This is a genomic window from Bartonella sp. HY328 (genome assembly GCF_025449335.1).
GTDB lineage: Bacteria > Pseudomonadota > Alphaproteobacteria > Rhizobiales > Rhizobiaceae > HY038.
The window spans coordinates 781,077-793,848 of the sequence record NZ_CP104883.1; the positions used below are offsets into that span (position 1 = coordinate 781,077).

Consider the following 12,772-nt stretch of genomic DNA (forward strand, 5'->3'; position numbering starts at 1 on the left):
TCTAAAGGCTTTCTGGCCTGCGATAGCAGGTTGGGCGGCCATAAAGCTTGGCAATGCGTGAAATTGCATCATTTAATGGCTCAATGCGCACATCCATGGAGGCACCATTGGCATGAATGATATTATCTTTATCAATCATAATCGCAACATGTCCTTGCCAAAAGATAAGATCGCCACGCTCATTTGGCAAGCCTTCTGGTATTTCATGGCCGATGGAATGCTGTTGCATATCACTATCGCGCATGACATTGCGCCCAGCCATTGCAAAAGATAATTGCACAAGGCCGGAGCAATCAATACCAAAGGCCGTTGTGCCTCCCCATAAATAGGGCGTGTGAATGAGACTTTCTGCCACACAAACAAAATCAAGGGCGCGCACATCAATTGGCTCAATATGCTCGGCAATGATTGCTTTGCCGTCTTCAAGCATCGCATAGCGCGTGCCTCGTGTTTCTTCAAAACCACCAATGGTTAGTTTGGAATTCATAGCAATGGCGGTGATTGGCGGCGTTTTTAAATCTGCCATTGGGTAAATAAAACTGCGCGGAACTTTAACGCGGTGGGTGAGGGGGCGTTTGTCAACGCTAAGATGGCTACTAGCGACATAGCCGACATAGCCATCTTGCAGTGAGCGGATAAAGCAAAAATCATTGTGATTTTCAAAAACAAGCGCTTCATCACCAAGCAACATTTGGCTTAATGTGCCACTAGCAAAATTAGCAGCTTTTTTAATATCGCTTACTGGCGCAATAATACGATGTTTAACACCTTCAACGAATTTTTGTGCGTTAACGCGTCCTTTTAAGGTGATATCTGCCAGGTCATCACGATAAGCATTAAGGCGAGGATCAAGTTTTTCCATTTATCTAGCCTTTGAAGTTAAAAAATTCATTTAACATATAATTGTCTAATCGCAGCAAAAAGTGCTCTTATGCCTTGCGCTTCACCACCTTTTGGAAAACTTGGGCGTGCTGTTGGTGTCCAGCCGTAAATATCAAAATGCGCCCAAGATTTTGCTTGTTCTACAAACTGGTTTAAAAACAGTGCCGCAGTGATTGATCCGGCGAAGCCGTCACTCGTGACATTGTTTAAATCAGCGATGGGGGAATTAAGATTTTTTTTGTAGGCAGGCCAAAGTGGTAATTGCCAAACTGGGTCATGTTGGGCAATGCTCTGCGCATTAATCGCACTAACCAAATTTTGGTCATGGCTATAAAATGGTGGCAAGTCCGGCCCCAAGGCAACACGTGCGGCGCCCGTTAGTGTTGCCATGTCAATGATCAAATCGGGGGCATCTTCATCGCCATAGGCAAGCGCATCGGATAATACCAATCGTCCTTCTGCGTCCGTATTGCCAATTTCAATGCTTAAGCCTTTGCGGCTCATCAAAATATCGCTTGGGCGAAAAGCATTGCCAGCAATTGAGTTTTCCACCGCAGGGATAAGCAGTTTTAAGCGTACATCAAGTTTTTGTTCCATAATCATTTGGGCAAGACCAATAACATTGGCAGCGCCGCCCATGTCTTTTTTCATCAAAAACATGCCGCTTGCTGGTTTAATATCAAGACCGCCAGTATCAAAGCAAACTCCCTTACCAATAAGAGTTATTTTAGGCGCATCTTGCCGTCCCCAATTAAGCTCAATCAAACGCGGTGCAATAGCGCTTGCGCGTCCGACCGCATGAATAAGCGGAAAATTCTGTGCAAGCAAATCATCGCCAATAATGGCATGGACTGACGCGCCAAATTGATTGCCAAGCATGCGGACAATGTTTTCAAGCTGGTCAGGCCCCATATCATTGGTTGGGGTATTGATGAGATTGCGCACAAGTGTTGTGCTTTCAGCTTGGCTTAATAGTGCCTTATAATCAATATGACTGGGCACAAAAAAGCGTAAAGCCCTTTCACTTTTTTGGTTCAAATAGCGATTAAACTTATAAGCACCTAAGGCAAGCCCTAAATAGTGTAGGGGCTGCAAATTTTGGTCATCATGAAAATGCCAATCTCCATCGGGTAAGGCGTCTGCTAATTTTCCAGTAATAAAAGCGCCATTGTCTGGGCAGCTTATGAGCACTGCGCCACAAAGACCACCTTTTTCGTTCGGCAATAATGCAAATGCGCCCGATTTGGCTTTAAAATTTTGTGCCTTTAGCCAATTTGCGCTAAAATCTGATAGTGGCAGCGCTGCAAAATCACACTCATTGGTGAAAAATATTGGTAGGCTTGAGGCTGATTGATTGGTGGTGAAAGCAATATTTAAATGAATATTCATAAAGCACCTTTTAATTTTTAAAAATAGTATTGCTATAATCTGTGACGTATCATTTGCTTAAACTCAAGTCGGATTAATATATAATAATCCGCCTATTTTTTGCAAAAAAGCAAGTTAAATGATAAAATTGAAAACCTAACTTTGCCCTTGTCCTTTAGATATTGATGTAAACAAGTTGTATTTTTTTAAGTTTTTAAAAATGATGGCAATATCAATATATTTTTTATCATAAATGATAAGATGGCTGCTATTTGCTACCACGCCCTTACCATATTGATAAAACTCATTAGAAAATAACAAGATGCAATCATCAAGCTCATCATAAGCAGCTGTGGTGCAAAATAGATTATTATCAATCAAAATGTCATCAATGTAGTCTTCAATATTTTTGGCATCGCTACCGTAAATGAAGAAATTCTCATTACCATTTTTAGCAAGGTTTAAAATAAGGTTTTCTGGTAATTGGTTTTGTTGTAATCCAATCAATACAACATTTTTATAGGGTAAATTTTCAATAAACTCATCAGGTTGACGAACGCTAATTATATTTTGGTCATGCTGTATAATCATTGCCTCACCATTGCTTCATCTTTCTAAAAGTAAAGCATATGATGAATAAATGGTAATAGCCAATTTTTGTTCATATTTTGATTGCTGCCATGTCCCTTATCTTTAATAGGGTTTATTTAAGGAACAAGATAATGTTTATCCCAATCTTGGCGCGGTACAGGATCGCCCGTTTTAAACTCAAAAGATTTTATAGTTAAAAAATCATCTTGTGTCTTACAAATATATGACAGGCGATACCACTTACCGCCTGAGCGGAAAGCGGCGCCTTTGGCTTTTACCGTATGCTTACTCATAATAGGGTCAGAAAAAGCATAGGCCAACACCTTATCAGGTCGCCAAGTTTTTTCTTTGCCAAGTCGGTTCATTGCTTCAATATCACAACGCTGTTCAATGCGGGTTTGTGGGTCTAGCTTATTGAGCTGCATTGCTTCAGAAGCCGTCAACGCATGAGCAAAGCCGCCTGAAATACTCAATATTGCTAAAGCAAAAAAAGATAGCTGCCATTTTATAGAAAAATAGGTTTTTAAAGCGCGAGCATTTGCAAATAGACCGCATGCTTTGGGCTTTTTTGCTATTATCTGTCTTTTAATGTGCATCTTTATAATCCCTATTAAATTTTGCCTTTTTACAAAAAGGCTAAAGCAATACCTATATGTGTGTTGCGACACATATTTTTAAAAGCATCAGAATCTTCATAAAGTTTGAGCTGAGTTTCACATCTTAAAGCCCTTGATTAAGATAAGAATATGTTAATAGACAACCCATCCATAACTCCATTTGATTATTTTTTAATTTTTTACCATTACGGGTTAACAAAAGCTTAATATCGCTTTAATAAGGTAGATAATAACGCTAATAGCTGAGGACAAATGATGAAGCCGATTTTCATGCAACTACAATGTGTGCCTGGCAAAACCTACGAAGTTGCCGATATACTCTATACAAGAGAAATTGTTTCAGAGCTTTATTCTACCAGCGGTGAATTTGATCTTCTTCTCAAAATTTATGTAGCAGAAGACAAAGATATTGGTAAGTTTCTTAGCGAGAATGTGTTGGATATTCCAGGTATTGTACGCTCATTAACGACCATGACCTTTACAGCATTTTAAAAATTCATTTTCATTGGCAACTAAAACAATGAATATTATCGAATAATGAGAGTTTGCGTCGCTTCAAACATAAAGTGCGCTAAGTCTATTGTACATCATCACAAATAGATTTTTTAATCATTTCTTGTCTTTTCATCTAAAAGCTATAAAAGGGCTGATTGAAAAAAATAAAGCTATTACGGCATTGTGTCCGATAATACGCTAATTGTGTGTGAAATTTTAAATGAGAGATATATCCATGGCACCTAATAGTGGCCTTACCAAAGAACAAAAATCATCAAAAGCCGTAAGCGATCAAGAAGCCCTCAATTATCATTTTGAAGGCCGCCCTGGTAAGTTAGAAATTATTCCAACCAAGCCAATGGCAACTCAGCGTGATCTGTCATTAGCCTATTCTCCAGGCGTTGCTGTTCCCGTTGAGGTTATTGCCAAAAATCCTGCTGCCGCCTATGACTATACGGCAAAGGGTAATCTTGTTGCAGTTATTTCTAATGGTACTGCTATTTTGGGGCTTGGTAATCTTGGTGCATTAGCTTCAAAGCCGGTCATGGAAGGTAAGGCGGTTTTATTTAAGCGTTTTGCTGATGTTGACTCTATCGATTTGGAAGTTGATACAACCGACATTGAAGCCTTTATTAATTCTGTCCGCTATTTGGGCCCAAGTTTTGGCGGCATTAATCTTGAAGATATTAAAGCCCCAGATTGCTTTATTATTGAAAGCCGCTTGCGCGAAATGATGGATATTCCTGTTTTCCATGATGACCAGCATGGAACGGCGATTATTGCCGTTGCAGGTCTTATTAACGCGCTTTATTTAACCAAGCGTGATATGAAAACAACCAAACTTGTGTGTAATGGCGCCGGTTCTGCTGGCATTGCCTGTATTGAACTTGCAAAGGCTGTTGGCTTTTCTTCTGAAAATATTACCCTTTGTGACACCAAAGGCGTTGTTTATGAAGGCCGCCAAGAAAATATGAATCAGTGGAAATCGGCTCATGCCGTGAAAACGGATGCTCGTACCCTTGCTGATGCGGTAAAAGATGCCGATGTTTTCTTTGGTGTTTCTGCCAAGGGCGCCCTTACTGCGGATATGGTCAAATCAATGGCAGCCAATCCAATTATTTTTGCGATGGCCAATCCTGATCCCGAAATTACCCCAGAAGAAGTGGCGGCAATTCGCTCTGATGCTATTGTTGCAACGGGTCGCTCTGACTATCCAAATCAGGTTAACAATGTTCTTTGTTTCCCTTATATGTTCCGTGGTGCTCTTGACGTGCGTGCGTCAACCATTAATGATAAAATGAAAGAAGCAGCAGCTTACGCCTTAGCAAATCTTGCTCGTGAAGAAGTGCCAGATGATGTTGCAGCTGCCTATCAGGGCAATCGTCCACGTTTTGGCCCCAACTATATTATTCCTGTGCCTTTTGATCCACGTCTTCTTGCCGCAATTCCTGTGGCTGTTGCAAAAGCGGCGATGGAAAGCGGCGTTGCACGTAAACCTATTGAAGACTTGGACGCTTATGCTAACGAATTAGCAGCTCGCCGTGATCCAATTGCATCCACCATGGGCGATATTTATAAGCGTGTGCGCAATGAACCTCAGCGTATGGTCTTTGCCGAGGGTGAAGAAGAACAAGTCATGCGTGCGGCGCTTTCTTACGTTAATCAAAAGCTAGGTAGCGCAGTGCTGGTTGGGCGTGAAGAAAAAATTCAAGAAACCGCAAAGCAGGCCGGCATTGATCTTGATCGTGAAGGCGTTACCATTGCCAATGCATCATCTAATGCCCGACGTGACGACTATGCTGATTTTATCTACCAGCGTTTACAGCGTCAAGGTTGGTTAAGACGCGATTGCCATCGCTTTATCAATAATGACCGTAATTTCTTTGCCGCAACTATGGTCGCCATGGGCGATGCCGATGCTATGGTAACTGGTGTAACGCGCAATTATGAGACTGCTTTTTCTGATGTGCGCCGTGTTATTTCGGTTAAAGAAAATGCAAGATTAATGGGTGTTTCTATTGCGGTCTGTCGCGGTCGTACGGTATTTATTAGCGATACAGCCGTGCATGAACATCCAGATGCTACCGCCCTTGCCGATATTGCAGAGCAGTCAGCGCATTTGGCAGGCCGCATGGGCTATACGCCACGCGTTGCATTCCTTGCTTTTTCAACCTTTGGTCATATGAAAGGTGAGGGTGCCCAACGTATTCAAGAAGCGGTGGCAATTTTAAAAGAGCGCAAGGTCGATTTTGAATTTGATGGCGAAATGAGCGCTGATGTTGCATTAAATCCTAAACTCATGGAACAATATCCGTTTATGGGCTTTAAGGCACCTGCTAATGTTCTTATTATGCCCGGTTATCACTCGGCATCAATTGCCAGTAAAATGCTGCAGGAATTAGGGGGAGCCACCATTATCGGCCCCATCCTTGTTGGCCTTGAAAAATCGGTGCAAATTGTACCTTTAGGCGCAAAGGACAGTGAAATTGTGAATATGGCTGCGCTTGCTGCCTATGGTGCGGTTCGCTAAAATACAGATAGATAAATGCCCCGTTTCGACGGGGCATTTTTTTGCAAAAGACCTAATCGCGAGTACGCACCTTATAGGTAAATATTGTTTGGCTCTTGGCTTCGACGTTGACTTTCCAAACAGCACATTGTGCATCTAGCTTTTCATGGGCAATATCTTCTTCTAATACTTGCCACTCTCCAAAAAATTTATTACGGATTTCGACTATGGCAGCCTCATCCTTGGCATTTTTAATGGTAACTTGGCTCGTTTTTTCATAAAAGGGATTTTTGCCCAAACCTTCTTTTTTGTATTCAAGAGTTTTAACATAAACATTGACATCAAAAGCATTGCCAAAATTAAGCCGCACCCGCTCGTTTTCAGCCGTATGTTTGATGAAATCCTCGCCAATAAATAGCGGATTTCCCATTTGGTCAGGCTTATAAGCGCGTAAAATACCTTTTGGCAATGGCAGTCCTAAATTAGATTGCTTATCATTGATAAATTCGAAATAAACGGCAACATCAAAACCTTGCCCTTCGTCATTTATGTTGGCATAGCGGCTCAAACTTGGATAGAAACTGTAATAAGTATCTACAATATAGTGTTTTTCAACTGGTATTTCGAAGGCCGCCATTAAAGCAATTTGCTTAGTTTGGTTATGATTAAGTGTTGTGCGCAAAGGTAGCGAATAAAGATGATAATCAAAAAATGTTTCTTGCTTAATAAAATGCTCTGTCACTCTTTTTGAATCTTCACTCGCTCCAGCCATCCCACATGAAACTGATTCATCACTTATCTGGTTAACATCGCCGGCAACAAGCTGCATTTTTGCGTCATGATAATCTGTGCCGCTATTATTGGTAAGCGTAACCCAACCTTTAAGGGAAATGTGATTTTCTTGCTGGTTAAGCTCGGCAACATAATCGGCAATCCAACTAAAGCCGCTTGAAAGATAAGAAATTTCCACTTGCCGCGCACCAGCCTTGCTACACAAAATATCGGTTGCTAAGGTTGGACGATCGCGTAAATTTTGTGGCAATGCGTCAAATTTTATTCGCGCATATTTGGGTAAACCAATTTCAATACGGTCACGATATTGTAAAACAAGACCAGAATTATTGGAAAGTATAGTTGCCTTTTCTTCATACTCATCGCCAGCACTATTGCGCATGACGATTGTCACTTCTTTGCCAACATATTTTTCGGTTAGGGCATCCGGTGTTAAGAGATCAAAATTAAAATTTTGCTCAATCACGTTCAACTCAGAACCATCTGTAGCAATCATAATTGCGGTTTCTGGTCGTATTTTTCCAGAAACATCACGTAAGGCAATGCGGTTTATTCCACTATTCAAATTAAGATCGCGCACTTCGCGCACAAGAGCTAAATTTTCATTATAAATTGTAATCGCGATTTCTTTACGCGCATTGCCAAAACTTACCTGTTCATCAATAGGGCGCATTTCTATTTGGTGTTTTACGTTTTTATTTTTATTTTCATCTTTTTCCATAAATTACCCTCACGCTAAAAAAACTCACGATCATTAGGTATCAAAGCACCTTACCATGGCCATGCGCAACTAAAATTTGTCGCTTACTCCAAAACTAAAATTTTGCACCCGATTTTTGAACCAATCTATGATATGTAAGCGGAGCCTATAATTGAAAACTTTTTGCTCTTTTGGTTCTAGCTTTACTTTCCAAAGCACGTTATTGGCGTCAACATTGATGTGGGGCAAATCTTCATCCAAAATCTCCCACTCATCTTCAAAATGAAAACGTACCCAAACTTCGACAGCCTGATTTTGTGTATTTTCTATTGTAATTTTATGATTTGCTTCCGAAATGGTGCCATTGTCAATTTCGGTTTTAGATAGCCCTGTTATATCTTTATACGCCACGATATCATTGGTGGTAACCGATTTTATAGCTACACGTTCTCCCTCTATGGGATGATCGAGTGATGTTTGATCCAAAAACTGCATGTCGCCAGCACTATTTGCTTTATAGCTACGCAAAGTACCCTTCGGTATCGGTATTCCCAAATTGGATTGCTTGTCATTTGAAAAATAATAATTGGCACTAGCATGAAGTTGTCCACCAAGATTTGGATCACCATATTGCTTATCATTTGGAAAATAATAAATGGCACTTGTATAAAAATATTTATCAAGATTTAGATCAATATATTGCGTGTCATCTTGTTTTTTGGTTGTGTTTGGTTGTGATACTTCATAATATTTATAAACTGGTATAGCATCGACATCCATAAACGTCACTTGTTTTGCTTGATTATCAATAAGGGTAGTTGGTTGCGGTAGCGTATAAAGGTGATAATCAAGTAGCGGCGCTTCTAATTTTACAGAAATACCAGAATTAGAGTTTTGTACCTGATCTGACGTTTCTTCAAAGTTTTTTTGTTCTTCAAGAGCCAAATTAAGCTCACCTGCGACAAGTTGTAATTTGGCGTTTTCATAATCAGTGCCACTATTATTTTCTAATGTTACCCAGCCCTTTAAAGTCATTTTGTCATTGTGTTGGTTTAATTCAGCAACATAATCTGCACGCCAACTAAAACCGCTTGAAAGATAGACAATATCGACCGCCCGTTTGCCTGCATCATCACTTTTTATATCCGTTACTAAGGTTGGCCGATCACGCAAATTTTGCGGTAGACTATCAAATTTTATTCGCGCATCTTTGGGTAAACCAATTTCAATGCGGTCAGCATATTTGAAAATAAGACCATTATTGGCTGAAAGAAGAAATGCTTTTTCTTCAGTTTTGCTACCATTTGGGTTACGGCGAATAATGGTTAATTCCTTACCAACATTTTTTTCACTCAAAGTATCGGGGGTTAAAAGCTCAAAATTAAAATTTTGTTCAAGAACATGAATTATCGCATTATCTTTAAACTTCATAATTGCTGTTTCTGGTTTGATTTTGCCTGAAACATCACGCAATGCAATGTGATTTAACCCCTTTTTAAAATCAAGATCGCGCACCTCATGCACCAAGGCCAGACCATCATTATAGATTGTCAGCGCAATTTCTTTGCGGGCATCGCCAAAACTTGTTACTTCCATCACGTCTTGTGCTAAGACCTGTAGTGTACTGCCAAATAAAAGACTTGCGCAGCAAGCAACTAATTGAGTGGTCTTTTTCATTACTACCCCTTATGGAGAAATTCGCCGATTGGATCGTTTGCCAAAACCAGCCAAAAAAATTGGTTAAAACGCAATGCAATTAGTAGCTTAGAGCATGTCTCCACTTCCTAATAAAGCGGACATGCTCTTTGGTTTAACGCTATTTTATTCGCTTGACCGAACTGTATAGGTAAGTGTGGCTTCGCTTTTTGGATCAACTTTGACCTTCCACACAATATGTTTGTCATCGCGCTTTTCATGGGCAATGCTTTCTTCCAAAACTTCCCATTCGCCATAAAAACGCCGTGGAACCTCGACAATAACAGCCTCATCTTTGGCATTCTTAAAGGTAATTTCATTGGTGGTTTCAGAAGTAGAGCCAGATTTTAAGCTTAAGCCAAATTTTTTGCTTTCTGTACTTTTCATTTGTGCAGAAATATCAAGCGCATTGCCAAACTTTAACCGCACCTTGGCATTGGGATCAACATGTTGAATAATATTTTGACTTAAAAATACTGGACTGCCATTTTTATCCAAAGCAAAGCTTCTAAGATTGCCACTTGGCAAAGGCATACCAAGATTGGATTGTTTATCATTGGCAAAATCAAAATAAACGCCAATAGTGGCTTTTTGTTCGCCAATAGAGCTCGACTTGATATAGCTATAATCGTTAGAGTTGCTGCCTTCCCCGTCAAGGATATAGTGCTTGACGACCGGTACTTCCACGCCATTTACCAAAGCTGCTTGCGTGTCAACTTCATGACTAAGGGTGACCGGCTGCGATATGGTATAGGAATTATAATTGAATGCAGCGCGTTCTTCAAAAGATTGGTCGGCTAGCGTAATGCCAGGCTCTTCAATATCTATCCTTGTTTTACCTTTTTTTTCATAAGAACCGATAACATCAGCTTTGCCCTTAATAAGGGTCAATTTAGCATTTTGATAACTGGTATCCGTGTTATTTTTAATTGTTACCCACCCCGTAAAAAGCATTTTGTCTTCGCGAGCATTAAGCTCTACCGCATATTCTGCAACCCAATCAAAACCTTTGGAAAGATAAGAAAGGTCAACGGTGTTTTTGCCCTCTTCACTGCTCATCACCTTGGCTAGCAAAGTTGGTTGGTCATATAGGTTTTGTGGTAAGCTACCAAAATCAACGCGCACATCCGCGGGCAGACCTGCGGTAATTCTGTCGGCATATTGCAAAATGAGGCCTGAATCATTTGATAAAATGGTTGCCTTTTCAGAGTGTTCTTCGCCATTTTTGTCTCGGCTAACAATGGTGACTTGTTGGCCAACATATTTTGCCGTTAAATTGGCTGGAGTTAACTGATCAAAATGAAAGCTTTGTTGCAACATCTGGATTTGTGCTTGCGCAGAACTCATAAAGGCTGTTTCCGGCCGTATCATGCGCGAAACATTACGAAAAGCAATGCTGTTGATACCTTTAATAAGGTGAACATCGCGCTGCTCATGCACTAATGCGAGACTATCCTTATAAAGGGTAATTGCTATTTCTTTACTTGAATCAGCAGAAATTATTTGTTGATCCACCGTTTGTGCTGATGATTGGGTGATTGATGCCACCAGTAAAGATGCACAACTAGTAAGAAGTATTTTTGACTGTTTCATGGATTATCCTCAACGTAAAAAATGCTTAAATTTATGATTAATTACTCATGCGCACCTTATAGGTGAGTTCGGCTTTACTTTTGGGATCTACTTTTACGCGCCATACAGCAGTATTGGCGTTGCGTCTTTCATGGGGGATATTTTCTTGTAAAATCTCCCAATTGTTATAAAAATCCCCCGGAATTTCAACTACAACTGGCTCATCCTTAGCGTTTTTAACCGTGAGCTGATTTATTATTTCATAGGTAGTATATGAACCATTGACAACGCTGACTTTGTCACTTGCCAAGGTTTTTGCATAAACTTTAACATCAAAAGCATTGCCAGTTTTCACTCGTACAGTTTCTTTGTCAGCGGTATGATCAAGGTGATCTTCACCGATAAAAAGCACATTGCCTTTGCTATCTGGCTTATAGGCACGCAATACGCCTTTGGGTAAAGGCACACCCAAATTGGATTCCTTATCATTTACAAAATCAAAATAGACACCAACTTTAAGTGGTTCACCTTCTTCATTGGCGTTGTCATTGGAATAGCTGCTTTTTGTTGCCTCAACGATATAACGCTTTTCGACGGGCACATTGTCTGCGCTCATCAAGGCCACTTGTTTGATTTGATTATTATTAAGCGTAGTTGGTTGCGGCAAAGTATAAAGATGGTAGTCAAGGAAAGATTCTTCAGCCATTATATCCTTGAATTTAAAACCACGTATCATGCTGCTAGCGCGCCCACTCATCTCAGCACGCATATAACTAGGCGCCCTATTAATATCACCAGCGACTAACTGCAATTTAGCATCCTGATAGGACGTGCCACTATTATTTTGGAGTGTCACCCAGCCTTTTAACGAAATCCTATTTTCGTCATTGTTAAGCTCGGCGACATAATCGGCTTTCCAGCTAAAGCCACTTGAAAGATAAGCAATATTAACTTCTTTAGCGCCTGTTTCATTACTCATAATATCGGTGACCAATGTTGGGCGGTCGCGAAGATTTTGCGGCAAGGCATCAAATTTTATCCGCGCATCTTTTGGCAAACCAATTTCAATACGGTCACTATATTTTAAAACAAGGCCGGAATTATTAGAAAGAAGGACTGCTTTTTCTGGATTTTCACTGCCATCTTGGTTGAGGCTAACAATGGTAACTTCCTTGCCGACATATTTTGCAGTTAAAGCGTCTGGCGTTAAAAGGTCAAAATTAAAATTTTGCTCAATCACATAAAGCTTGGCATTGTCCTTAGTAGTCATAATCGCAGTTTCAGGTTTGATCTTGCCGGAGACATCACGCAGGGCAAAATGATTAACGCCCTTTTGTAAATCAAGGTCGCGCACTTCACGCACCAGTGCCAAATTTTCATTATAAATGGTAACCGCAACTTCTTTTCGTGCATCGCCCGAACTTACTTTTTCAGCGCTGGTTTGAGCTGAAGATTGAGCAATAGTTGCAATAAATAAGGTTGCACAGCTTGCAAGTAGCATATTGGCCTTTTTCATGAAATCTCCTGATCTTAAATTAAATTTTAAGTTTC

The 12,772-nt window shown here is 40.3% G+C and carries 10 protein-coding genes; 2 read left to right on the top strand and 8 right to left on the bottom strand.

Features of this window, described 5'->3' with window-relative positions:
• Position 1: 1 nt before the first annotated feature.
• The 4 genes from N5852_RS03190 to N5852_RS03205 all read right to left on the bottom strand — a co-directional run bounded on the left by N5852_RS03190 (position 2) and on the right by N5852_RS03205 (position 3,437).
• Entirely contained in the window at positions 2–862 is an 861-nt protein-coding gene (locus N5852_RS03190) for a C40 family peptidase (protein WP_262098976.1), read from the bottom strand.
• A gap of 26 nt (positions 863–888) precedes the next feature.
• The gene (locus N5852_RS03195) at positions 889–2,271 is read right to left on the bottom strand and encodes a leucyl aminopeptidase family protein (RefSeq protein ID WP_262098977.1); all 1,383 of its coding nucleotides are present in this window, start codon (positions 2,269–2,271) and stop codon (positions 889–891) included.
• A 135-nt stretch (positions 2,272–2,406) separates the two neighbouring features.
• Positions 2,407–2,841 carry a hypothetical protein gene (locus tag N5852_RS03200; RefSeq protein ID WP_262098978.1) on the bottom strand — a complete coding sequence of 145 codons (435 nt, stop codon included), beginning with the start codon at positions 2,839–2,841 and terminating at the stop codon, positions 2,407–2,409.
• Between the two features lie 116 nt (positions 2,842–2,957).
• On the bottom strand, positions 2,958–3,437 hold the full coding sequence (locus N5852_RS03205; protein ID WP_262098979.1) for a DUF930 domain-containing protein: 480 nt from the start codon (positions 3,435–3,437) through the stop codon (positions 2,958–2,960).
• A 276-nt stretch (positions 3,438–3,713) separates the two neighbouring features.
• Here N5852_RS03205 and N5852_RS03210 point away from each other — a divergent pair, with 276 nt between their 5' ends.
• Together N5852_RS03210 and N5852_RS03215 are read left to right on the top strand one after the other, a co-directional pair.
• Positions 3,714–3,950 (top strand): Lrp/AsnC ligand binding domain-containing protein, encoded by a 237-nt coding sequence (locus tag N5852_RS03210; RefSeq protein ID WP_262078489.1) that lies wholly within the window; start codon positions 3,714–3,716, stop codon positions 3,948–3,950.
• 238 nt (positions 3,951–4,188) lie between these two features.
• Complete coding sequence (locus N5852_RS03215) at positions 4,189–6,483, top strand: NADP-dependent malic enzyme (protein WP_262098980.1); 2,295 nt, start codon at positions 4,189–4,191, stop codon at positions 6,481–6,483.
• Positions 6,484–6,535: 52 nt separating this feature from the next.
• Here N5852_RS03215 and N5852_RS03220 read toward each other — a convergent pair whose 3' ends face one another.
• The 4 genes from N5852_RS03220 to N5852_RS03235 form a co-directional block, all read right to left on the bottom strand.
• Positions 6,536–7,975, bottom strand: a complete 1,440-nt coding sequence (locus N5852_RS03220; RefSeq protein ID WP_262098981.1) for a DUF4139 domain-containing protein — start codon at positions 7,973–7,975, stop codon at positions 6,536–6,538.
• Between the two features lie 69 nt (positions 7,976–8,044).
• Complete coding sequence (locus N5852_RS03225) at positions 8,045–9,631, bottom strand: DUF4139 domain-containing protein (RefSeq protein ID WP_262098982.1); 1,587 nt, start codon at positions 9,629–9,631, stop codon at positions 8,045–8,047.
• A 144-nt stretch (positions 9,632–9,775) separates the two neighbouring features.
• Positions 9,776–11,242 (bottom strand): DUF4139 domain-containing protein, encoded by a 1,467-nt coding sequence (locus N5852_RS03230; protein ID WP_262098983.1) that lies wholly within the window; start codon positions 11,240–11,242, stop codon positions 9,776–9,778.
• Positions 11,243–11,279: 37 nt separating this feature from the next.
• A complete protein-coding gene (locus tag N5852_RS03235; RefSeq protein ID WP_262098984.1) occupies positions 11,280–12,737 on the bottom strand; it encodes a DUF4139 domain-containing protein in 1,458 nt (485 codons plus the stop codon).
• Positions 12,738–12,772: the final 35 nt, after the last annotated feature.